This window comes from Rathayibacter sp. PhB127 (genome assembly GCF_003751665.1).
GTDB classification, from domain to species: Bacteria; Actinomycetota; Actinomycetes; order Actinomycetales; family Microbacteriaceae; genus Rathayibacter; species Rathayibacter festucae.
The window spans coordinates 211,757-234,739 of the sequence record NZ_RKHW01000003.1 but is presented as its reverse complement, the minus strand read 5'-3'; the positions used below and the strand labels follow the sequence as shown (position 1 = coordinate 234,739).

Here is a 22,983-nt window from a genome sequence, read left to right as displayed (position 1 = left end):
TACGCCGCTCCGCGGCTACTCGACCAGCATGGGTGGGCCCGCGGCTCTTGCATGCTGCGCCCTCCGACAGGCGGGCCTTCCATGGTGATCGAGTAGCCCCGCAGGGGCGTATCGAGATCCCGCCCCGTCAGACCTCCAGGTGCGAGTACTCCGGCAGCTCGATCGCATCAGCAGGCGGCGTGAAGAACCGCCCCATCGTCCGCCCGATCACCGGCGTCGCCGCGACCTTCACCGCGAGCCCGAACGCCGCCACTCCGAGCCGCGAGACCGGGTTCGCGACCCGCGGCACGCCCGGCGGCAGCGCCTGCGCCTGCTTGACGTAGGGCCGCATGATCCGCTCGTACCCCGCGAAGCCGTCGCGCGGATCCACGTGCGCCGCGAGCTCGCCGGCGAGCACGTACGCGCCCGCGAGCGACAGGCTCGTCCCCATCCCGCTCACCGGGGAGGCGCAGTACGCGGCGTCGCCGACCAGCGCGACCCGCCCGCTCGACCAGCGCGGGGCGTGCACCTGGCCGATCTGCTCGTAGTAGAGGTCGTCGGCCTCGTCGAGCCCGCGGAGGACGCGCTGCGCCTCCCAGCCGGCGTCGCCGAAGACCGCGCGGAGGTGGGCGCGCTGCTCGTCGAGCGAGCGTCGCTCGGTACTCGCGCGGTCGAGGCGGCGGTCGATCACCTGGGAGAGCGCGACGCGGAGGGTGCCGTGCGGGTCCGGACGGAGGGTGATGCTGCGCCCGCCGGCCGCGCTGTACCAGCGCCACCAGTCGTCGTCCGAGGCGGTCCGCGGGACGGTGGCGTAGGAGGTCTCGAGGCCGAGCGAGCGGATCTCCGGCTCCGCGCCGAAGACGAGCCGGCGGGTGCTCGAGCCGATGCCGTCGGCAGCGACGACGAGGTCGAAGCGCTCGTCGGGGGCGTGCTCGAAGGAGACGGTGACGGCGGCTCGGCCGCTGACGTCATTGTCGTCGTCGAGGCCGGTGATGCGGTCGCCGTAGCGGTACTCGGTGTGCTCGACGGTGCGGTCGACGAGGAGCTGCGCGAGGTCGCCGCGGAGGATCTCGAGCTCGGCCGTCGCGCCGCCGCTGTCGGAGGTGCCGGCTGGGAACTCGGCGAGGGTGCGCCCGCCGCGGCCGAGGAAGCGGGTGCCGACCTCGCCGGTCGTCGCGGCGCGGATGTCGTCCTCGAGGCCCATCCGGCGGGCGACCTCGCGGCCGGCGCCGCGGACGTCGACGTTCTGCCCGCCGAGCCGGAGGGCGGGGGCGCGCTCGACGATGGTCGTCTCGACGCCGTAGCGGTGCAGCCAGAACGCGAGGGCGGGTCCGGCGATGCTGGCGCCGGAGATCAGGACACGGGTCATGGTTGCCGCCTTCGTTGATAATCAATGAGATTGGCAATGTACACGAGTACCCTGGCGTGATGACCTCCGAAGTGCCCGATCTCGGCATCCGCACCCGCGTGCGGCAGGTGACGGAGCGGCAGCGGCTCTTCGAGCAGTCGCTGACCCGCGCGCTCGCGGTCGACGCCGTCGGGCTCGACGCGATGACGCACCTGATGTCCGCCGGGCCGCTGACGCCGACCGAGCTCGCGGGGCGCCTCGGCGTCTCGACGGCGGCGACGACCCTGGTGCTGAACCGCCTCGAAGCGGCCGGGCACGTCCGCCGCGACCGGCACCCGACCGATGGCCGCAAGCTGATCGTGACCGCGTCGGAGGAGTCGGCGCGGCGCGCGCAGGAGCGCGTCGCCCCGCTGATCGCGGGCGTCGAGGCGGTCGTCGCCGACCTCGACGAGGCCGAGCGCGCGACGGTGCAGGCCTTCCTCGACCGCCTGCTCGCGGTCTACGACGCGGCGACGGACTGACGCCCGGCGTCCTGGCTGCGGCGGGTCTCGATACGCCGCTGCGCGGCTCCTCGACCAGCATGGGAGGGCGCCGCTGGTCCAGCAGCTGGATCGGGCCCCGGCTTCTCCCGGGTGCTCGCGGACTCATGCTGATCGAGTAGCGCGCGGAGCGCGCGTATCGAGATCCACCTGCGTCAGAACAGGAGTCTGCAGACCCGCCGTGCTGAGGAGGGTGGGTCTCGATACGCCGCTGCGCGGCTACTCGACCAGCATGAAAGGGGCGCTGGTCCTCTGGCATGGATCGCGCCCGGATCCGCGGGCGGAATCATGCTGATCGAGTAGGCCGCGGAGCGGGCGTATCGAGATCCACGTGTTCGGCGGGTGGGTCTCGATACGCCGCTGCGCGGCTACTCGACCAGCATGAGCGCGCCGCTGCGCGGCTGCTCGGACGGCACGCGAATCAGCAGGTGCGGGCTCCGTACGCCGCCGGGATCACCGTGGTGACGGGCTTGCCGTCGACGGTGGCGGTCGCGGTGACGGTGGCCTGGCCGGCGGGCACCGAGGCGGCGCGCGTCGAGAAGGCGGCGGAGGCGTTCTTGCCGGGGAGGATGCCGGTGAACTCCTTCGAGCCGTAGGCGGAGGCGACGGTCATCGAGACGGGGACGGTCGCGTTGTTCTGCGCCGTGACCGTCAGGGTGACCTTGCCGGCGATGCAGCGGGTCGTGGCCGTCGCCGCGACGGCGAGGGCGGCGGGCGCCTTCAGCGTCACGGTCACGGTCGTCGTCTGCGAGACGGTGCCGTCGGCCGACGTGATCGCGATCGTGCCGACTCCGCCGTTCGCGGTGGTCGGCTGCGTGACCCGCACGCGGGCCGCCGAGTCGGTGGCCACCGCGGTGAGCACCGGCATCGTCGTGCCGTCGACGGTCACGGCGTAGGAGCCGCGGGCCGGCTCGAAGCCGGCGACGCCGACTCCGTTCACGCGCAGGGCGCCGAGGGTGGCGACCGCGGCGGGCGAGGCCACCGACTCGTACAGCTTCGTCTCGGAGACGATGAGGTGCGTGTTGGCGTAGGCGTTCATCACGATGCGGAAGGCCTTGGCCGTCACCGGCGCGAAGGTCGCGGTCAGCGTCGGCGCGGTGCCGTCGGCGGGCGCCGCCAGGGCGACCGCGGACTCGTAGCCGGGGACCGCGGTCCACGTGCTGCTCGAGGCGCCCTGGTACTGCAGCTGGTAGCTCTGCGCCCAGCTGGTGCCGCCGTCGCGCTGGAACTGCACCGACGCCTGCTGCACCTGGCGGGTGGCGGGGAAGGTGTAGGTCAGGCTGCTCTGCGCGGCCTTGGTGCCGCTCGTCCAGTTGGACCAGCCCTTGTCGCCGTCGACGCCGTTGCGGGTGCGCTCCGGTCCGTAGCCCGACTCGGACGAGGTCGCGGTCGCGACGATGCCCGCATCGGGGTTGAAGTTCCGCAGCGTGCCCGCGGTGACCAGCACCGTGAGCGTCGCGGGGAGGGTCTGGCCGTCGGCCGTCGCGGTGCCGGAGATCGTCACCGATCCGGGCGCCGCGAGCGAGGCGGTGGTCAGCGGCGTCCAGTCCCAGGTGACCGGCACCGCGAAGGTGCTGGTCGAGGCGCCGACGCGGGTCGGCACGGTGGCGGGGGCCGCGGCCTGCACCGCCGCGACGGAGGCTCCGGCGGCGACGGTGAGCGACGCCGGGTCGGTGGCGGTGAGGCCGCCGACGTCGACGAGCGCGGTGACGGGGATCGACTGGCCGAAGAGGTCGGTCGCGGTGCCGGTCACCTCGACGCGGCCGGCGGCGGCGTAGGCCGAGTCGGCCGGGCGCTGCCAGGTGACGGCGATCGGTGCTCCGGCGCCCCAGGCGTACTGCGGGGCGACCGAGGCGGGCAGGGTCGGCGCGACGCCGACGGTGGTGCGGACGGCGACCGTCTGCGCGGCGGACGGGGCGAGGTCGCGCAGCGTCCAGGACTGGTTCGCTCCGCCGTTCGAGCCGTAGACGCCGACCGTGGTGTTCTCGGTGCTGGACTGGCCGTTGACGTCGAGCGAGAGTCCGATCGACTCGTTGACCAGTGTGTAGGCGGTGCCGTCGGTGGTGCTGACGATCCAGCGGGTGGCGGCGTCGGCCTTGGCGGCGTCGACCGAGAGCGTGCGCAGGTCGGTGCCGGCGCTCGTGGCGCCGAGCACGCGGCCGTCGCTGCTCTGCAGCACGACGCGGCGGGTGGCCTCGCGCTCGCCGGGGGCGACCTCGCGGACGGTCCAGCTCTGCTTGGCGGCGGCGGTGGAGTCGGTGGCGAGGGTGGTGATCGTGGTCGCGGCGCCGGTGGGGTTGCCGGTCAGCGCCTTGCCGCTCTGCGTGCCGACCAGCTGGTAGCGGTGGCCGTCGCGCAGGGCCGGGGCGGAGTCGGCGACGCCGGAGACGCCGTCGATCGAGAAGGAGGTGACCGACTTGGCGGGCACCGTGACGGTCGCGGTGCGCGACTCCCGGTCGATGGTCACCGCGGGCTTCGCGACGAGCGCGTTGCCGGTGGGCGCGGCGGCCGAGGCGGCCTGCGTCGTGACGTAGGGGGTGACCGTCGCGCCGGCGGCGATGCTGCCGAAGCGGGAGAGGTCGAGCACGACGGTCTTCGCGGTCGCGCCGGTGTTGGTGTGCACCACGGTCGCGCCGCTGCCGTCGCCGCGGACGGCGGCGGTGGAGGAGGTGTCGTTCGTGGGCATCAGGTGGTCGCCCTCGTGGACGAACTTGGTGAAGTTGCGGATCGTGTTGAACTTCGAGTTCGTCTCGACGCCGCAGACCGGGGCCTTGGTGGAGTCGCCGCCGGCGTCCGCGACGCGGCGCGCCGACTTCCAGACCTCGGCGCCGCCCTCCTGGTACGGCTTGCAGTCGAGGTCGATGAAGATCGAGCCCCAGTTGAGGTTCTCGCCCTTCGGGCTCATGTTGTAGAGGTCCTCGACCGGCTGCCAGAGCACCCAGGCCTTCGGCTCGAGCTCGCGCAGGTCGTCGTTGATGCGCCCGGCGATGCCGAGGCCGTTCTCGATGTTGACCGGGTCGTAGCCGGCGACCCAGTTGCCCTCGATCTCGCTCATCCAGAGGTCCTTGTCGGCCTGCTTGGCGAGGTCGCGGACGGCGAGGCGGTCGGAGGTGCCGTAGGTGTGCACGTTCATCCGGTCCACCTCGGCGCGGACGGCGGCGGAGTAGGCGGCCCAGTTGGTCTTGAAGATGCTGGGGTTGGTCTCGTCCATTGCGGCGATGCCCGCGTCGCTCGAGGAGGCGTCGAGGGCGGCCGCCACGTCGGGGATCAGGTCGGCCTGGCGGGTCGGGCCCATGTGCATGCCCTCCTGCCGTCCGCCGGTGGGGACGCCGTTGCTGAGCTGGGTGCCCCAGTAGTTGGTGTTCGGCTCGTTGAAGGGGTCGAGGGTGTCGAACTCGATGCCGTACTCGTCCTCCATGTGCGCGGTGACGGTCGCGAGGTACTGCGCGAACTTCGCCTCCGCGGCGGGCTTCAGCTGCTCGCTCGAGGCGTTGAAGCCGCCGGAGACGTAGCCGCTCTCGGTCATGAAGTAGGGGGCGGAGTTGGCGAACGCCTCCCAGTGCGAGATCTGCTTCTCCTCGGCGAGCTTCTCGACCCACCAGCGCTGCGTCTCGTCGCTCGTCCAGTCGTAGGAGGAGGCGTCGCCCGCGTTCCACTTGGCCAGGAGCGCGTCGCGGTCGGCGTAGTTCGTGCTCGTGCCGCCGTAGGTCGCGGCGTCACCGGCCGGGTTCTGCTTCCACCAGCCCTCGACCGCGCCGCCGGGGCGGAGGTAGTCCTTCACGTCGGAGGCGTTGCCGCCGCCGATGTTGTAGCGGGCGATGTTGAGATCGAGGCCGTCGTCGCCGAAGACCTTCTGGTAGAGCTCCTCGCGGAGGGCCTCGGGGTAGTTGCCGGTGGCGTTCGCGAACCAGACGAGGCTCGTGCCCCAGCCCTCGAACGACTCGCCCGCCGCGGCGGGGTTGGGGGTGATGCGGAAGGCGTCGGCGGCCTGCGCGGGGGCGGCGGCCGCGGGGAGCGCGAGCAGCGCTCCGGCGGCGAGGGCGGCGCTCGTGGCGAGCGCGGCGATCCGGCCCGCCTTCCGGCGAGTGCGTCTGGCAGTGGACATCGACATCGATGCGTCTCTCTTTCAACTCTGAAAGGGGAGCTGTTCACGTGAACACGCCCGTGGCCTCCGACTGTACATGTTGACGTCAACAGGCGGAAGGGTCGCGGGCGTGCTCGCGACTCCGCAGAAGTTGTCGTAGTGGGGCGCCGAGTACGACAACTTTTGAGGAGTGGTGGCGGGCAAAGGGGCGGCGCTCAGATCGCGTGCGGGCGCTCCGGGAACGCCTCGGGCTCGCACTGGATGGTGGCGTGGTCGATGCCGTGGTCCTCGCGCAGGACGGCGAGCACGCCGGCGAGGGCCTCGCGGTAGTCGGCGTCGGGGGCGACGACGATGTGGCCGGTCGCGCTCTCCATGCCGGAGGTGATGGTCCAGACGTGCAGGTCGTGCAGCGCGAGCACGCCGGGGACGGCGCGGACGTCGCGCTCGACGGCGGCGAGGTCGACGTGCGCGGGCGCCGACTCCATCAGGATCCCGAGGGCCTGGCGGGTCAGCGACCAGGTGCGCGGCAGGATGAGCAGGCCGATCAGCACGCCGACGATCGGGTCGGCCCAGGCACAGCCGGTGGTCAGCAGCACGATCGCGGCGAGGATCACGCCGATCGAGCCGAGGGCGTCGCCGAGCACCTCGAGCGACGCCCCGCGCAGGGTGATGCTCTCCTTCGCGCCGGCCGAGAGCAGGCGCAGGCTGACCAGGTTGACGGCCAGGCCGATGATCGCGGTGATCAGGAGCGGTGCGCCGGGCACCGCGGGCGGCTCGGCGAAGCGGCGGACCGCCTCCACGATCACGAAGCCGGCGACGCCGAAGAGCAGCACGCCGTTGGCGAGCGCGGCGAGCACCTCGAGCCGGTAGGAGCCGTAGGTGCGGGCCTTCGCGGCGGGGCGGGCGGCGAGCGAGATCGCGGCGATCGACATCCCGAGCGCGATCACGTCGGTGCCCATGTGCGCGGCGTCGGAGATCAGCGCGAGCGAGCCGGTGGTCAGGCCGACGACGAACTCGACGACCGCGAAGGCGGCGGTGAGCGCGAAGGCGATGACGAGGGGGCGCCGGTGGCGGGCGGCGGCGGAGCCGGCGTGCCCGTGGTCGTGTCCCATGCGACTCCCTGTGCTCCGCTCGCCGCGACGACCGCGGACGTATTGTCGTATGCACACCCTTGCACATATCGGCTCGGATGCGAAGGGTGCCCGCGCCGATCCGTTTGCGAGACTGGGGAGGTGCCGTCCTCCCGCTCGCTCCGCACCCTCCGCGGTGTCGTGGCGGCGACGGTCGCGACCCTCACGGCTCTGTTCTCGCACGTCGCGGGTGGCGGCGAGGTGCCGGGCCTGCTCGGACTCGCGGTGCCGCTCGTGCTCTCGGTGCCGGTCTGCGTCGCGCTCGCCGGCCGCGGGCTCTCGCTCGCGCGCCTGGCCGCCTCGGTCGGAGTGAGCCAGCTGCTCTTCCACGCGCTCTTCGAGATCGGCGCCGTGGCCGGGCCGGCCGGTGCGGCGCACGCTCACGGCGGCCCGATCGACGTCGGCGCCGCGACGGCCCACGCGGGCGGGCACGACTCCTCGATGGGGATCGCGCACCTGCTCGCGGCGGTCGTCACGATCGCGGTCCTGCACCGGGGCGAGGCGCTGCTGATCGCGGTCGCCGCGACGACGGTCCACGCGGCGGCGCGACTCGTGCGGGTGCCGGCCGTCCCGGTCCTCGCGGCGGCGACCGGGCGCCGCTCGTCGTCCGCGCCGCGCGCGATCCTCCCGGTCGTGGCGGACGTGCTCGCCGACGCCGTGCCCCGCCGCGGGCCGCCCGCCGCCCCCGCCTCCTGATCCTCGACGCGCGCTGCGCGTCCTCATCGACCCCTGCCCGCGGGCGGGGTCTGTGCGCGATGCCCCGTCCCTCCGGACCGGCCGCGCGAAGGGAGCCACTGCTGTGGCGCACGCACCGTCCTCCACACCCCTCGGCCACGACGACCACGGCCCCGGCGGCCCCGGCGGTCCCGGCGGTCAAGGCCCCGACGACGACCTCCTCCCGCCCGGGCGACCGGCCGTCGCTCCGCTCCGCGCGGCGGAGGCGGCCCTGCTGCTCGCCGTCCCCGCGGCGGTCGCGGTCGCGCTCGCCGGGCTGACGTGGACCGGCGCGTTTTCGACCGAGACGCGCCTGATCGACCCCGGCGAGCTGGTCACTCGCGGGCTGCCGATCGCGCGGGTCGTGCACGACACCGCCGCGTCGCTGACCATCGGCCTGCTCACGGCCGCGACGTTCCTCCTGCCCGGGCAGCGCATCGCACCCGGCGTCGTCTCCTACTCGCAGAACCGGGCGCTCCGCTGGGCGACCTGGTCCGCGGCCGTCTGGGTCGCGTCGGCGCTCGCCGTGCTCGTCTTCACCGCGGCGAACGCGATCGGGCAGCCGCTGGACGCGCCGGGCTTCCGGACCCAGCTCGTCTTCTACGCCACGCAGCTCGAGCTGGGGCAGACCCTCGTCGCCTCGACCGCGTGCGCGACGGCGGTGCTGCTGCTCACCCTCTTCTCCCGGCGGCTCGGCTGGGTGGCGGCGGCGACCGCGATCGCCGTGCTGGCGCTCCTGCCGCTCTCGCTCTCCGGGCACGCGGCCGGCGCGGACGAGCACGCGAACGCGGTGAACAGCCTCGCGGTGCACCTGATCGGAGTGACGGCCTGGGTGGGCGGGCTCGCTGCGGTGATCCTGCTGCGGCGCACCGTCGGCCGCGAGATCGGCACGGTCGTCGCGCGCTACTCCGTGCTGGCGGGCTGGGCGTTCGGCGCCGTCGCCTTCTCCGGGCTGGTCAACGCGTCGCTGCGGATCGAGGGGCTGGACGACCTCGGCACGCCCTACGGGCAGCTGCTGATCGTGAAGGCCGTGGCGCTGCTGGCGCTCGGCGGCGCGGGAGCGTGGCACCGGCTGCGGCTGATCCCGCGGCTGCGCGCGGATCCCGCCGATCGCCGGGCGTTCATGGCGGTCGCGGTCGGCGAGGTGCTGGTGATGGCGCTGACCATCGGCGTCTCGGTGGCGCTCTCGAACAGCGCGCCGCCGGTCTCGCAGGACCCGGTGAGCGGTGACGCCAGGCGCAGTCTGCTCGGCTTCCGCTACCCGCCCGAGGTGACGCCCGAGCGGATGCTCGACCAGTGGCACCTCGACGCCGTCTGGCTCGGGATCGCCGTCGTCGGCGCCGCCCTCTACGTGCACGCGGTGCTGAAGCTCCGGCGCCGCGGCGACGCCTGGCCGCTCGGCCGCACGCTCGCCTGGGTGGCCGGCTGCGCCGCCCTCGCCTACACGACCAGCGGCGGGCCGGGCGTGTACGGGCAGGTGCACTTCAGCACGCACATGATCCAGCACATGCTGCTGATGATGGTCGTGCCGCCGCTGCTGGTGCTCGGCGGGCCGGTGCTGCTCGCGCTGCGGGTGCTGCCGGTGCGCCGCGACGGCGGGCGGGGGCTTCGAGAGTGGATCCTCGCGGTCGTGCACTCGCGCTACCTCGCCGTGCTGTCGAAGGCGCCGGTCGCCGCGGTGCTCTTCGCGGGCAGCCTCGTCGCGTTCTACTACACCGGCTGGTTCGAGTGGGCGATGTTCAGCCACCAGGGCCACGTGCTGATGACCCTGCACTTCCTCGCGACCGGCTACCTCTTCTTCTGGGTCCTGATCGGCGTCGACCCGGGGCCGGATCGCCCGGGGCACGTGCTGCGGCTGCTGGTGATGCTCGCGACGCTGGCCTTCCACGCCTTCTTCGGCCTGGCGATCATGTCGCAGACCACCGTCCTCGCCGCGCCCTGGTGGACGGCGCTCGGGTACACCGACACGGACGCGCTGCTCGCGGATCAGGGCGTCGGCGGCGGGATCGCCTGGTCGGCGGGCGAGATCCCGATGGTGCTGATCGCGCTGGTCGTGGTGTCGCAGTGGGTGCGCTCGGAGGAGCGGACGGCCAAGCGCTACGACCGCCGGGCCGACCGGGACGGCGAGGCCGAGCTCGCGGCGTACAACGCGCGGCTGGACCGGCTCGACCGCCGGGGGTCCTGAGCGGCGGGGTGCCCTGAGCGGCGGGGGTCCTGAGCGGCGGGGCGACCGGCCCCGCCGGCGCGCGTCAGTGGCGCGAGGCGGAGTCCGCGTCCCAGAGTGCCTCGAGAGGGTCGTCGGCGTCCTCGCCGGCGAGGAGCTCGGCGTGCCGGCGCTCGGCCTCCTCGGCGGAGATCTCGCCGAGGTCGATCGAGGCGCGCAGGGCCGCGGCCCGGCCGCCCTCGCGGGTGAGGAACGGGTCGGCGGGGGTGGCGTGCCGGACGCCGTCGCGGGCGTCGAACGCGGAGGCGGTGATGCCCGTCACCGCGGGGGAGGAGGCGAGCAGGGCCATCGCGACCCGGTCGGCCGCCTGCCAGGCCGAGGCCGACGAGCCGCGCTCGGCGATGATCGGGCCGTCGGGGGTGCCGATGGTGAGCCGCTCGATGTCGGGGAGGAGGCGGAGGATGCGCGCCGCGGCGTCGAGCGCCTCGGCGGGCACGGAGTCGACGGGTCCGGAGAACAGCGGGGTCCAGTCCTCGATCGGGAGACGGTGCCTCCAGGTGTCCATCCCCGCTCCATCCGTGATCGTTCACGGCGACGTCGGGCCGTGCAACTCCCAGAAGGGTAGGACGGCGCTCCCGCGCGGGTCGACCCCCGAATCGGGTGAGTGCGTTTTCGGGATCAGACCGCTACCGGCGCCCCCGCGATCGGCGGCGAGGCCGTCCCTCCGGGCGACCTGTCGAGCTGTGCGGGCGCTGTGCCGCGCGAAGCGCGGGTGGGTGCCTGCGGCGTGATGCCTGGTCGATCCACGTGCCCCGGGGTGACCCCGGAGAGGACGGAGCAGCGCGTGCCCCGTCCGCCTCGCCCGGAGGGGCGGTGCCGCCCAGCCTAGGCTGGAGCGCACGAGGCGGGGGGTCGTCGTGCACGGACGGGATGCGGTGGTCGAGGCGCTCGCGCACGCGTTCCTCGGCGCGGAGTGGACCCCGGCCGGGCTGCGCGCCGCGGCCGCCGACTCCCTCGGCGCCCGCCGCCGCTGGATCGGCCCGCTGGTCACCGCCGTGCTCGTCGCCTTCCCGCATCCGCCGCCCGACGCGCCGCGCGAGCTCGCGCAGGTGGTCGCGGGGCTGCTCCCGGAGCGCGCGCAGCCGGTGGTCGCGCATCTCGCGCCCGTTCCCGCGCGGGCCGTGCCCTCCTCCTCGCCGGTGCCCGCGATCGACGGCCGGGACGACCTCGCGCGGCTGCTCGGGCTCGCGCCGGCGCAGCTGGACGGGTTCGCCGACCTCGGGCAGTGGAACCGCCGGACGCCGCACGGTGCTTCGAACCCCGGCGCTCTCCAGAACTACGACCACGTCTGGCGCTCGCGGCCGGGCCGGGCACCGCGGCTGCTCGAGGTGCCGCGCACGCGGCTGCGCGCGGTGCAGCGGAGCGTCCTCGACGAGATCGTCGGCCTGGCTCCCGTGCACCCGGCCGCGCACGGCTTCGTCCCGGGCCGCAGCGCGATCACCGGGGCGGCCGTGCACGCAGGCTCGGCGATGCTGGTCACCCTCGATCTGCAGCGCTTCTTCGCGCAGGTCACCGCGGCGCGGGTCTTCCGGCTGCTGCGCGGCGAGGGGCTTCCGGAGGCGGTCGCCTTCGCGCTGACCGGGCTGTGCACCCACGCGGTGCCGGTCGCCGCGATCCACCGGATGCCCGCGGGCGGCGAGCCGGAGGAGCGGGCCGCGCTCCGCCGCTCCCTCGCCCTCGCGCACCTGCCGCAGGGCGCGCCGACCTCGCCCGCGCTGGCGAACCTGGCGCTGCGCCGCCTCGACGCCCGGCTGACCGGCTACGCCGAGGCGGCCGGCGCCCGCTACACCCGCTACGCCGACGACCTCGCCTTCAGCGGCGGCACGCGCTTCGCCCGGCGGGCGGAGGCCTTCGCCCGCGGGGCCGCGCGGATCGTGGAGGACGCGGGCTACGCCGTGAACCCGCGGAAGACGCGGCTGCGGCCCGCCTCGACGCGGCAGAGCGTGACCGGGATCGTGGTCAACGCGCACCCCGCCGTCAGGCGCGCCGACATCGACCGGCTGCACGCGATCCTGCACAACTGCGCCGTGCACGGGCCGGCCGGGCAGAACCGGGCGGGGGTGCCCGACCTCCGGGCGCACCTCCTCGGCCGGATCGCCTGGGTGAGCGCGGTGCATCCCGGCCGCGGAGCGAAGCTGAGGGCGGTCTTCGAGCGGATCCCGTGGCCGGAGCCCTCGGGGGCCTCCCCGTCCCTCGATCCCGCGGGGCCGCGCCCGTAGGATTCAGCGGTGCCCGTCACCCTCCCCGCTCCGCGAACGATCGACCCCGCCTCCGTCCCCGCCCTGCGCTGGGGAGTGATCGGCACGGGCATCGCCGACGCCTTCGTCGCGGCGATCCACTCCCGCTCGGTGCAGCGCGCCGTCGCCGTCACCGCGCGCGACGCCGAGAAGACCCGGGCCTTCGCGGACAAGCACGGCATCGCGACGGTGCACGCGACGGTCGAGGAGCTGGTCGCCGACTCCGGTATCGACGCCGTCTACATCGCGACCCCGCACCCGCTGCACCGCGCGCAGGCGCTCGCCGCGATCGCGGCCGGCAAGCACGTGCTGATCGAGAAGCCGATCGCGATGTCCGCGGACGAGGCGCGCGAGATCACCGACGCGGGCCGGGCCGCCGGCGTGCTGGTGATGGAGGCGATGTGGGCGCGCTACCTGCCGCAGGCCGACGTGATCCGCCAGGTCGTCGAGAGCGGGGTGCTCGGCGAGCTCCGCCTGGTCACCGCCGACTTCGGCTTCTCCGTCCCCGTCGATCCGACCGGGCGGCTCTGGGCGAAGGAGCTCGGCGGCGGCGCGCTGCTCGACGCCGGCGTGTACCCGATCTCGTTCGCGTCCTCGGTGCTCGGCGCGCCCGTCTCCGTCGTCGCCTCCGGCACCGTCGACCCGGGCACCGGCGTCGACGCGAGCGCCGACCTGCTGCTCACCACCGGCTCCGGCGCCCGCGCGCTGCTGTCGACCTCGCTCCAGACGTCGCTGCCGGTCGAGGCGATGGTCCTGGGCTCGGAGGGGCGGCTCGCGGTGCACAGCCCGTTCTTCGGGCCGAGCGGCGTGACGCTGACGCTCGGCAGCATGAGCTCGGGGCAGGACTCGGAGGTCTGGACCGACGAGGGGCCGTGGCCGTACGGTGCGCTGTCCTTCCAGGCGACGGCGTTCGCCTCCTACGTCGCCGCGGGGCTCGTGGAGTCGCCGGTGCACCCGCACCACGAGGTCGTCTCGGTGCTGGCGACGATCGACGAGGCGCGGCGGCAGGTCGCGGCGCAGTCGGCGTCCCGCTCCGCTCCGGCCACGGCGCCCACTCCGGCCGCGTCTCCCGCTCCGGCCCTCTGATGCGCATCCTCACCTGCCTGCACACGATGGAGGTCGGCGGCAGCCAGATCAACGGGATCGAGCTGGCGGGGCGGATGGCCGCGCTCGGCCACGAGGCGGTGGTCTACGGGCCGGACGGCGACCTGCGCCCGCTCGTCGCCGAGCTCGGGCTGGAGTGGGAGGAAGCGCCCGAGAAGGGGCCGCGCCTGTCGTTCCGGAGCATGGCGCGGCTGCGGCGGATCGTCCGCGAGCGGCGGATCGACCTCATCCACGCCTACGAGTGGGCGCCGACGATGGACGCCGCCTTCGGTCCGCACCTGATCGACGGCGTGCCCGTGGTGACCACGGTGCTCTCGCCGGAGGTGCCCGACTTCGTGCCGGCCGCGTTCCCGATGATCGTCGGCGTCGTCGAGCTGCTCGAGGAGGAGTCGCGGCGCAGGCCGGTGCTGCACCTGATCGAGCCGCCGGTGGACACCGAGCTGAACGCGCCGGTCGCGGACGCGGCGCGGACGGCGGAGCTGCGGGAGCGCTTCGACGTGCAGGACGGCGAGATCGCGGTCGTCACGGTGGCGCGGCTGGTCGTCGATCTCAAGCGCGAGGGGATCCTCGCGGCGATCGAGGCGGTCGGGCGGCTCGACGCCGAGCGGGGTTCCGAGGGGCCGCGGCTCCGGTTGATCGTCGTCGGCGACGGTCCGGTCCGCGGCGAGCTGCAGGCCGCGGCGGACCGGGTGAACGCGAGGCGCTCGCGCGAGCTGGTGACGCTGACCGGGCAGATGCTCGACCCGCGCGACGCCTACGCGGTCGCCGACATCGTGCTCGGCATGGGCAGCTCCGCACTGCGGGGGATGGCGTTCGCGAAGCCGCTGGTCGTGCAGGGCGAGAAGGCGTTCTGGCGGCTGCTGACGCCGGAGTCGCTGCCGTTCTTCCTCGACGGCGGCTGGTACTCGCTCGGCGACGGCGTCGACGGGCCGGGGCGTCTCGCCGGGATCCTGGCGCCGCTGGCTGCCGATGCGGAGCTGCGGGAGCGGCTCGGCGCGCTCGGGCGCGAGGTGGTCGTCGAGCGCTTCAGCCTCGCGGCGGCGGCGCGCACCCAGGCGGCGATCTACGCGGAGGCGGTCGCCGCGCGGAGCACGCTGCCGCGGCGGCTGCGCGCGCTGGCCCACCCGGCGGTGCGGTACACGGCGTACCGGCTGCACCCGCTCAAGCGGCGCGTCCTGGGGCTGCTCGGGCGCTGATCCGGGCGCTCCCCGACAGCTGTTGCCCACGCCGGCGGATCCGTCAAGGGTCTCCTCCTGGCCGCTGAGCGCGTCCTACAGTCCTGTCATCCGGCCGCATCCGGAGACTCCGTCGTCCCGCGACGGCGGCGGGCGCGGCCCCGACGACGGGGAGGACCAGATGTCCAGAGACGATGTGATGCCGGGCCGGTTCGCCCGCTTCGTGAAGTGGGTGCACCGTGCCGACGGCTGGGAGCCGCAGTACCTGCGCGGCCGCGTGCTGGCGAAGACCGACGGCGCGTGGATCGTCGCCGTGAACGGCGAGGAGACCCGCGTGATGAAGAAGGAGTGGAGCGTGTACCGCTGAGACTGCCCGATCGCCGGATGCCGGAGATCCGGGAGACCGATCCCGGCGTGTTCGTCCTCGAGCTGCGCCGCACCCGCCGCCGGCCGGCCGAGGAGCTCGGCCTGCTGCTGCGCGACCGCGGCCGCTGGATCGCGATCGGCCCGGAGGGCGTGCTCGCCTCCGCGGAGAGCTTCGACGAGGCGCTCGCGACCCTGCAGCCCCCCTGCTGATCGAGCAGGTCGCGGAGAGGGCGCATCGAGATCCGGCGGCGCCGAGAGGTGGGGTCTGCCGGCTTGCCTACCGGGACACGGTGGGTCTCGATACGCCCCTGTCGGGGCTATTCGACCGGCAGGGGGCGTGCAGGCGGTGGTGGGCGTCGCAGAACATCAGCTGAGGCGGGTGGGCCTCCTCTGTCAGCGGAGGGCACCCCTTCTCAGCTGATGTTGTGCGGAGCTCGCGTCCCTCCATGCTGATCGAGTAGCCCGCGGAGCGGGCGTATCGAGATCCGGCGGCGCCTGGAGTGGGGTCGCCGGGCCCGCCGTGCTGGGGAGGGTGGGTCTCGATACGCCCCTGTCGGGGCTACTCGACCAGCATGGGCGGCGGCGGCGGCGCCTCCGAGGAGACCCGGCGCCGGCCGGGGCGGCGGCGTCAGCGGTGCTTGCCGGGGGCCTGGACGCCGAGGACGGCGAGGGTCAGGGTGCCGGAGGTGCTCTGCGCGGCGGACGGGGACGACTCCGGGAGCCGCAGGGTGAGGCGGAGGTGATCCGTCGCTCCGATGGCGAAGGCGGGGGAGGCGGGCAGGTCGATGCGGGCCGTGGCGGGGCGGTCGGCCGCGACGGTGGTCGTGGTGCCGGGGCAGGTCGCGGCGTCGGCCGACCAGGCCACCGAGCAGCGCTCGAGGGCGAGCTGCAGGCCGTCGGAGGCGCTCGCGCCGACGGTCGTGGCGGCGGACTCGAGCTGCAGGGCGCCCATCGAGACGGTGCCGGCGTTGGTGAGGTCGACGAGGCGCCGGGCGGTGCCGCCGGGCAGCAGATCCGCGACGGGGACCTGCACGGTGGTGACTCCCGTGGCGTCGAACTCCGCGACGACGGTGCCCGCGCCGACCTGGGCGCCGGCGGTCGCGCGGTCGAGGAAGAGCGCGGAGGCCGAGGCACCGGCGCCGAGCACCAGCGCGATCGCCGCGGCGAGGGCGAGCGGTGCGCGGAAGCGGCGGCGGGCCGGTGCCGCGCGCCGACGTCCGTGCGCGCGGGCCGTAGGCGCGCCGCTCACGACCGAGCCGCTCACGACCGCGCCTCCGCCGGTCGGCGCCAGATGACGACGAGCACCGCGCCGACGACGAGCGCCCCGCCGATCGCGAAGAACGCGAAGCGCGCCTGGGGCTGCGCGAGCGCGATGCTCGGCCAGCCCAGCAGCGGCACGACCGACTCCTCGCGCCAGATCCGCTGATCCGCGATGGTGACGATCCACGGGTCCGCCTGCGGATTGTTGTCACCCTTGGTGGTCAGCGCGAGGAGCCCCGGCGACCAGCCGCGCAGCTCGGCGGCCTCGGCCTCGGAGTAGACGCGCGTGACGCGGTGGATCACCCGGCGCTCGGGCACGTCGGGGTCGGTGAAGACGATCACGTCGCCGGCGCGCACCGCGGCCTGGTCGACGGGGAGGGTGACGGCGAGCGAGCCGACGGGCATGTCCGGCGCCATCGAGTTCGAGAGCACGGGCACGAGGCGCACGACGCCGAGGGCGGACGCGACGAAGACGGCGACGCCGGCGATCGCGACGAGCGCGACGACCAGGCCGAGGAGGCGGCGGAGGCCCGTGACGACCGGTCCGCTCGCGACGGGGTTGCTCATGACCGAGCCTCCTTCCGGCGGCGGCCGGTGGCGGCGAGCAGCAGCCCGGCGCCGAGGGCGAGCAGGCCGCCGAGCAGCGCGGCGCCGACGTCGCGGCCGGTGACGGCGAGGCCGTTCCCCGGTCCGCCGTTCCCGAGGGCGCCGTTCCCCGAGGCGCCCTCGCCGACTGCGCCGTTCCCGGAAGGGCCGTCCCCGGGAGCGCCGGAGTCGTCGATCGCCCCGGTCTCGCGGACGAGCACGCGCAGGGCGGCCGACGTGCTCTCGAGCGCGTTGCCGGAGCCGCTCGGGAAGCTCACGCGGACTCGCACGCCGACGGTCTCGCCGCGGTCGAGCGCCCGGGACCCGTCGAGCCGGCCGAGCGACGCGGCCGGTCCGGTGCCCATCGGCTCGACGCCCTCGGGGCAGCGGTAGCGCTCGACGGAGCGGCCGTCGGCGACCAGGACGTCGTCGATCGTGAAGGCGGAGGGGCAGAGGTCGACGACCAGCTGGAGCCCGGCGCGCGGGTCCGTGGCGAGCGCGTCGCCGCCGTCGACCGCGAAGGCGACCGAGACCTGGTGCGCCGAGGCGCCGACGTTGGTGACCTCGGCGGCCCACTCGGTGGTGTCGCCGGGGGCGAGGCCGGTGAGGGCGGCGGGAGCCGTCAGCTCGCGCACGTCGAGCAGCGCGGCGGTCGGAGCGACCGACGCCGCGGACACCGCGGGCGCGAGGAGGACCGCCGCGAGGGCGGCGCCGATCGCGCGCAGGGCTGGCATGGGGCTCCGAAAGGAAGAAAGGAGGGGGAGGAAGAGGAGGAGGAGCTCCCGCCCCGGCCGCGCGTGCGGGCGGGCACGGCGCCGGGGCGGGAGCGGTCGGCTACTTCTGGATGCCGGCGCGCTGGATGGCGGCGGCGGTGAAGGTGATCTGCGCGGCGGCGTTCTCGTAGTCGTTGTCGGCCGCGGTGGGCAGCACGAGCTCGATCAGCGTGTTCAGCGAGACGTCGCCGGCGTCCGACGGGAAGGTGCCGGTCGCCGTGGGGGTGAGGCCGAAGTTCGCCGGCGTGAAGTTCGCGGCGTTGGCGACTCCGCCGATGGTCGACAGCTTGCCGCTGCCGGTCGTCGTCGTGGTCCCGGCGCAGGTGTACGGGCCGTTCACCGCGGGGGCGGTCGCGGCGGTCGTCCACGCCACCGTGCAGGTCAGCAGGCGGTAGTTGAGGCCGTCCGTGCCGGTGACGAGCGACTCGCCGGGGCCGGCGAGCAGCGGGTCGTCGGTGCCGGCGGTCTCCGAGGTGACGTCCTGGTAGAAGCGCACGGTGGAGACGAGGTCGCCGTCGTTGGTCGCGTTCGGGAGCACGAGGGTCAGCTGGCGCTGGATCGTGTCGCCGGGGGCGATGTCGGTGACGGTGAACGCTCCGGTGACGTTGATGTCGGTCTGGCCGGCGTCGACGTTGCCGACCGCGGTGCCGGAGTCGGTGAAGACGGCGAAGGCGCCGGCGCCGGCGAGGGCGCCCGCGGCGAGGAGGACACCGCCGGTGAGGGCGATCCTCTTCCAGGGGGCGCGCTTGCGGGAGTCGTTCTCGGTGGAGGCTGTGGCGGTCATGACGGTTCCTTTCAGATGGGTGCCCGGTGCGGGCCTGGTCTCCCTCACGCGGGCGTGTGCAGGACGGGTGGGAGGGTTCGTGGGGCGAGGCGGCCGTGGCATCAGCAGCCCCTCGCGGTGGTGACGGCCGGCTGCGCGACGGCGGTCGAGGGGGCCGACGCGACGCCGAGCCAGCGCTGCAGGTCGGGTCGGACCCGCCACTGGTAGCTGCGGCCCTCGCCGAGTCGGTCATCGGTGAAGGAGGTGGCGCTCGCCGCGGGCGTCGCGACGACGGTCCAGGCGCCGGGCGTCGCTCCGGCCAGGCGGCGCTCGAGGGTCCAGCCGGTGGCGCCGGGCGCGGCGGACCAGCTCACGAGCGTGCTCGGGCGGTTCGCGGTGCAGCTCGCGACGGGGGTGGCGACGACGGAGGAGCGGGTCCACGCGCCGAGGCCGATCGCTCCGCTCGTCGTGTCGGTGTCGGTGAAGCCGCGGGGGACCAGCGGGGCGGGGTCGACGAAGACCGTGATCGTGCTGCTCGCGGTGAGTGCGCCGTCGCTCGCGGTGTAGGAGATCGGCACGGTGCCGGTGAAGGTCGCCGCCGGCGTGTAGCTGCAGGTCGCGCCCGTGCAGGAGAAGGTGCCGCTGCTCGCGCTGCCGACGGCGCTCAGGGTCAGCGTCGTGCCGGCGTCCTCGTCGGTGTCGTTGGCGAGCGGCGAGACCGTGACGGCGGGGCCGCCGGCGGTCGCGACGGCGCGGTCCGGGCGGGCGATCGGCGCGTGGTTGAGGGCGGTCACGGTGATCGTGACGCGGACGTTCCAGGTGCCGTAGGTGCCCGAGAGCGCGTAGTCGAAGACGTCGGTGCCGACGAAGGCCGCGATCGGACGGTAGGTGCACTGCCCGCGGGTGGCGCCGCTGTCGACGCAGGTGACCGAGCCGAAGACCGGGGTCGCGGGGGCGGGGGTGGCGGCACCTCCGACGACCTTGGGGGTCGCCGAGAGCTGGGCCCGGGAGAAGGTGGCGCCGGTCGCCGCGGCGCCGTCGTTGGCGAGCACGTCGACGACGACCGAGCCGCCCTGCACGACCGTCGCCGCGTCGGGCAGCGGGTCGGGGATCACCGAGATCGTGACGGAGGCGGTGCGGGTGATCGCGGAGCCGGTCGGCGGTGTCGCGGTGGCGGTCGCGGTGTTCGAGATCGTGCCGGCCGTCACGTCCGCCGCGGTGGTCGTGTAGGTGGCGGTGGCGCTGACGACCTGGCCGGGGGTGAGCCGGCCGGCGGTGCCGGGCCAGGTGAAGGTGAGGGCGGAGAGGCCGGACTTGGGGTCGGTGATCCCGACGCTCGTCAGGGTCGTGTTGCCGGTGTTGGTGGCGCGGAAGGTGTACGTGACGACGGTGCCGGCGGTGCTGATGAAGGCGGGGTTCGCGGTCTTGGTGAACGCGAGGTCGGCGGCCCGGGTGAGCGTGATCGTCCGGGTGGCCGTGGTGGTGACGGCGGCGCCGGTGGGCGGGGTGCCCGTCGCGGTGGCGGTGTTGACGACCGAGCCGGCGTCGACGTCGGCCTGGGTGAGCGTGTAGGTCGCGGTCGCGGTGACCGTCTGGCCGATGCCGAGCTGGCCCGCGGTGCCGGGCCAGGCTCCGTAGACCACGGTCGCCTTGGGGTCGGTGATCGCGACGGACGTCAGCGGCACGTTGCCGGAGTTCGTGAGGGAGAAGGAGTAGGTGATCGTCGAGCCGACCGCGGCGGCGCCGTTGAGCGCGCCGGTCTTGGTGAGCGCGAGGGCCGGGGCGTAGCGGATGGGCGTGGTGGTGCTCGAGGTCGCCGTGACGATCGTGGGGCTGGCCGCGAGGGTGCGGCCGGTGACCGTCGCCGTGTTGGGGATCGCGGTGCCGCTGTTGATGTCGGCCTGGGTCACCGTGTACGCGGCGGAGGTGAAGACGGCCTGCGCGCCGGGGGCGATCGTCGCGGTCGCCGGGGTGATCGAGGCGACCTTCGTGTCGGTGACGGCGACGTTCTGCAGCGTGACGTTGCCGGTGTTGGTGGCGCGGAAGGTGTAGACGATCTGCTCGCCGACGTCGGCCTGCGCGTTGCCGTTGGTGTCGGTCAGGGCGCCGGACTTGACCAGGGTGATCGCGGGGGCGGGGGTGGTGATGGGGGCGGTGACGGTCGAGCTGTTGCTCGTGAGCGTGGTCGTGCCGCTGAGCGCCGTGGCGGTCGCGGTGTTCACGAAGGTGGTGGCGAGAGCCTCCGCCGCGGTCACCCGATGGGTCGCCGTGCAGGTGACGGACGCGAGTGGCGCCAGCGTGGTGGCGGGGCAGGACATCCCGGTCGCGCCGGGATCGGTCACCGCGACATTCGAGACCGACGCGAGCGCCGACGTGTTGGTGACGACGAACTGGTAGGGGATCGTCGAGCCCTCGCCGTAGCTCGCCGGCTGCGCGGTGGTGCGGTCGATCTGCTTGATCAGGCTGAGAGCGCCGAGATCATTGATCGTCGAGACCTTCACGTTGCGGATGAGGTGCGTGTCGCTCGATCCGCCCGTCGACGCGGTGAAGCCCAGCTTGAAGGTCGACGGAGCGTCCGTCGTCATGGTGAACGACAGGAGCGGGGTGAGGCTCGCCGCGTCCATGCCGGCCGAGTTGCCCCAGTAGACGGTGACCAGGGGCCGCACGGCCGGTGAGACGGTGATGCGGACCGTACGGCCGTACGCAGTCGTCGGATTCTGCGCGTCGGCGAGGACGAGCGTCGTGCGCACGGGACCGAGCAGAGGCGCCGCCGCATTGGCGATGTAGCAGTAGTTCGCCCGGTCCTGGCCCGGGCCGCGAGCGACGATGCGATTGGCCTGCTGCCCGGGCGGCGCAGGACTGGCGGGGCAGCCGGTGCCGAGTCCGCCGACCTGGGCCGCCGTGTTCGAGAAGTTGCCGAACGCATCGAGCCCGATGCCGAGGTAGCCGCCGTTGACGCCGTTCGCCGCGGTGGCACCGGACGTGTTCTGCCCGTAGCCGAGAGCGCCGCCGGCGGCGCCTGCCGCGGTCAGGGTCTTCGAGCCGTCGGTGAGGAAGAAGCCGATCCCGTCCGCACCGGTGCCGAGGCCGACCGTCCCGTACTGGTACTGGTCGAACTGCACGTCGAGCCCGCCGGTCGCCGGGATGGGCCGGTTGAAGACCGCACCGCCCTTCAGATTGGTGCGGTTGTCAGTGAGCTGAAGGAAGCCCAGGGAGGAGGTCGCCAGCGGGGCGCCCGTGCGGTTCGCGCAGACGCCGAGGTTGGACGAGCCCGAGGGGGGTGCGGATGCCGCCTTGGTGAGACAGGCCTGATCGAGGGCCTGCCAGGCGGGATCGGGGACGCTCGTGGTGCCGAAGGACTCCTGCACGAGGACGGTCCCCGCCTCAGCGCGCGGCGCGGGCAGCACGACGAGCACAGCCGAGGCCAGGACGAGGATCAGCATCAGCGCGAGCGAGCGGTGCGGGGCGTGCGGGGTCGGGCGACGGTGGCGGGCGAGCGCGCGCACTTCCGTCATGATCTGATCCCTCCGGGCTGCTCCGGCGGGCGGTCCGGGTGGAGCAGGCATCAAGATACGTTTGGGGTCGACGCGTCTTGCCCCCCGGACTGGGCACGCGCGGGCCCAATCCAGTGACGTGCTCTCAGGCGGCGTGCAGGGTGCGCTCAGCGGGGAGTGGTTGCCGGTGGCGACGCGCGGCGGCGGCGGCGCGCGGGCTGGGCGACGGGCGCACTGCGAGCGGGCGCGGATGGTGGCGGCGGACCGCGGGATCAGCGTGTCGTCGCGGTCACCGCGGGGGAGCGGCGGGGGACGGGCCGCGACAGCGGGCGGCGGGCGAGGCGGTGGCGCTCCGGTGCGGAGCGGCGGGCGCAAGCCCCGGCACTGGCGGGGATGCGCAGATGACTGGCGCGACGACGCGGTCGGCCCGGGCGGGGCGCGCGCCGCGCGTCCGTCATCCTGCGCCGAGCGGGGTCTCGATACGCGCTGCGCGCTACTCGACCAGCATGTCTGCCGGTGCGCTTCATGCTGATCGAGTAGCCCGCGCAGCGGGCGCATCGAGATCCGCCCCTCATGCTGATCGAGTAGCCCGCGCAGCGGGCGTATCGAGATCGGCCCCCTGCAACCGCCGTGCGTCTACCCGCGCCGCCGGATCCGCCAGGGCAGCGCCAGCCAGATGCCGGCGATCAGCACCGCCGTGATCGACGCCATCGTGATCGCCAACGGCCGCGTCGTGACGACGTCGAAGATCAGCAGCACGGTCCCCACGAGCACCAGCGCCACCGCCATGAGCGTCAGCCGCAGCAGGACGTCGGCCGCGCGCACCAGCGTCCGCTTCGCCCGGCGTCGGAACAGCTCGCGGTGCAGGCTGACCGGCGCGAGCCCGAGCAGGGTCGCGAGCACCGAGCCGCTGATCAGCACCAGGTAGACGTCGGTCTGGAAGAGGTCGAGGTCCTCGAAGCGCTGCTGGAAGGCGATCGCCAGCAGGAATCCGGTGAGGATCTGCGTCCCGGTCTGGATGACCCGCAGCTCCTGCAGGATCTCGCTCCAGTTGCGGTCGAGCCGCTCGTTCTCGGTCTCGTCGCGGCCGTCGCCGGGCAGGTCGTCGCGCGGATCGGCGGCGGGATCCGGCTGCGGATCCGGGCGCGGGTCGGCGGAGGTGGGCGGCACCGTCCCATTGTGCCCGGCGACGTCCGTTCATCCCGCGT

Annotated in this window: 18 protein-coding genes; 8 read left to right on the top strand and 10 right to left on the bottom strand. The window is 74.2% G+C overall.

All coding sequences use genetic code 11. The features are described 5' to 3' along the window. Positions 1–127: 127 nt before the first annotated feature. Entirely contained in the window at positions 128–1,348 is a 1,221-nt protein-coding gene (locus EDF22_RS15645; RefSeq protein WP_123705794.1) for an FAD-dependent monooxygenase, read from the bottom strand. 59 nt (positions 1,349–1,407) lie between these two features. Between EDF22_RS15645 and EDF22_RS15640 the strand changes: the two genes are divergently transcribed. Beyond that, positions 1,408–1,848, top strand: coding sequence for a MarR family winged helix-turn-helix transcriptional regulator (locus tag EDF22_RS15640; RefSeq protein WP_123705793.1), 441 nt, complete (start codon positions 1,408–1,410; stop codon positions 1,846–1,848). A gap of 439 nt (positions 1,849–2,287) precedes the next feature. Here the strand turns inward: EDF22_RS15640 and EDF22_RS15635 are convergent, their stop codons facing one another. Together EDF22_RS15635 and EDF22_RS15630 are read right to left on the bottom strand one after the other, a co-directional pair. Next, on the bottom strand, positions 2,288–5,971 hold the full coding sequence (locus EDF22_RS15635) for a discoidin domain-containing protein (protein ID WP_123705792.1): 3,684 nt from the start codon (positions 5,969–5,971) through the stop codon (positions 2,288–2,290). A 194-nt stretch (positions 5,972–6,165) separates the two neighbouring features. Next, positions 6,166–7,062 (bottom strand): cation diffusion facilitator family transporter, encoded by an 897-nt coding sequence (locus EDF22_RS15630; RefSeq protein WP_123705791.1) that lies wholly within the window; start codon positions 7,060–7,062, stop codon positions 6,166–6,168. A 120-nt stretch (positions 7,063–7,182) separates the two neighbouring features. On the opposite strand from EDF22_RS15630, the gene EDF22_RS15625 reads away from it, so the two are divergent. Continuing rightward, positions 7,183–7,776 carry a hypothetical protein gene (locus tag EDF22_RS15625; protein ID WP_123705790.1) on the top strand — a complete coding sequence of 198 codons (594 nt, stop codon included), beginning with the start codon at positions 7,183–7,185 and terminating at the stop codon, positions 7,774–7,776. A gap of 103 nt (positions 7,777–7,879) precedes the next feature. Continuing rightward, positions 7,880–9,979, top strand: coding sequence for a cytochrome c oxidase assembly protein (locus tag EDF22_RS15620; RefSeq protein WP_123705789.1), 2,100 nt, complete (start codon positions 7,880–7,882; stop codon positions 9,977–9,979). Positions 9,980–10,043: 64 nt separating this feature from the next. On the opposite strand, the gene EDF22_RS15615 is transcribed toward EDF22_RS15620, so the two are convergent. Next, the gene (locus EDF22_RS15615; protein ID WP_123444444.1) at positions 10,044–10,523 is read right to left on the bottom strand and encodes a hypothetical protein; all 480 of its coding nucleotides are present in this window, start codon (positions 10,521–10,523) and stop codon (positions 10,044–10,046) included. Positions 10,524–10,875: 352 nt separating this feature from the next. Between EDF22_RS15615 and EDF22_RS15610 the strand changes: the two genes are divergently transcribed. The 5 genes from EDF22_RS15610 (at position 10,876) to EDF22_RS15595 (ending at position 15,110) form a co-directional block, all read left to right on the top strand. Continuing rightward, complete coding sequence (locus EDF22_RS15610; protein WP_148059212.1) at positions 10,876–12,237, top strand: reverse transcriptase family protein; 1,362 nt, start codon at positions 10,876–10,878, stop codon at positions 12,235–12,237. Between the two features lie 9 nt (positions 12,238–12,246). After that, the gene (locus tag EDF22_RS15605; protein WP_123705787.1) at positions 12,247–13,341 is read left to right on the top strand and encodes a Gfo/Idh/MocA family protein; all 1,095 of its coding nucleotides are present in this window, start codon (positions 12,247–12,249) and stop codon (positions 13,339–13,341) included. Next, on the top strand, positions 13,341–14,555 hold the full coding sequence (locus tag EDF22_RS15600) for a glycosyltransferase family 4 protein (protein ID WP_123705786.1): 1,215 nt from the start codon (positions 13,341–13,343) through the stop codon (positions 14,553–14,555). Before EDF22_RS15605 ends, EDF22_RS15600 begins: the two co-directional genes overlap by 1 nt. 160 nt (positions 14,556–14,715) lie before the next feature. Then, positions 14,716–14,901 carry a hypothetical protein gene (locus EDF22_RS20530; RefSeq protein WP_148059211.1) on the top strand — a complete coding sequence of 62 codons (186 nt, stop codon included), beginning with the start codon at positions 14,716–14,718 and terminating at the stop codon, positions 14,899–14,901. A 17-nt stretch (positions 14,902–14,918) separates the two neighbouring features. After that, positions 14,919–15,110 carry a hypothetical protein gene (locus tag EDF22_RS15595; protein WP_123705785.1) on the top strand — a complete coding sequence of 64 codons (192 nt, stop codon included), beginning with the start codon at positions 14,919–14,921 and terminating at the stop codon, positions 15,108–15,110. A gap of 418 nt (positions 15,111–15,528) precedes the next feature. On the opposite strand, the gene EDF22_RS15590 is transcribed toward EDF22_RS15595, so the two are convergent. The 6 genes from EDF22_RS15590 to EDF22_RS15565 form a co-directional block, all read right to left on the bottom strand. Next, the gene (locus tag EDF22_RS15590; RefSeq protein ID WP_123705784.1) at positions 15,529–16,164 is read right to left on the bottom strand and encodes a peptidase; all 636 of its coding nucleotides are present in this window, start codon (positions 16,162–16,164) and stop codon (positions 15,529–15,531) included. After that, positions 16,161–16,727: a signal peptidase I gene (locus EDF22_RS15585; RefSeq protein WP_123705783.1), complete on the bottom strand. Its 567-nt coding sequence runs from the start codon at positions 16,725–16,727 to the stop codon at positions 16,161–16,163. Before EDF22_RS15585 ends, EDF22_RS15590 begins: the two co-directional genes overlap by 4 nt. Then, positions 16,724–17,479 (bottom strand): sortase, encoded by a 756-nt coding sequence (locus EDF22_RS15580; RefSeq protein ID WP_123705782.1) that lies wholly within the window; start codon positions 17,477–17,479, stop codon positions 16,724–16,726. Before EDF22_RS15580 ends, EDF22_RS15585 begins: the two co-directional genes overlap by 4 nt. 100 nt (positions 17,480–17,579) lie before the next feature. Then, positions 17,580–18,302 (bottom strand): TasA family protein, encoded by a 723-nt coding sequence (locus EDF22_RS15575; protein WP_123705781.1) that lies wholly within the window; start codon positions 18,300–18,302, stop codon positions 17,580–17,582. Between the two features lie 101 nt (positions 18,303–18,403). Then, positions 18,404–21,796 carry an Ig-like domain-containing protein gene (locus EDF22_RS15570; RefSeq protein WP_185038983.1) on the bottom strand — a complete coding sequence of 1,131 codons (3,393 nt, stop codon included), beginning with the start codon at positions 21,794–21,796 and terminating at the stop codon, positions 18,404–18,406. Positions 21,797–22,411: 615 nt separating this feature from the next. After that, positions 22,412–22,945, bottom strand: a complete 534-nt coding sequence (locus EDF22_RS15565; protein WP_260303504.1) for a DUF6328 family protein — start codon at positions 22,943–22,945, stop codon at positions 22,412–22,414. Between the last annotated feature and the right edge of the window lie 38 nt (positions 22,946–22,983).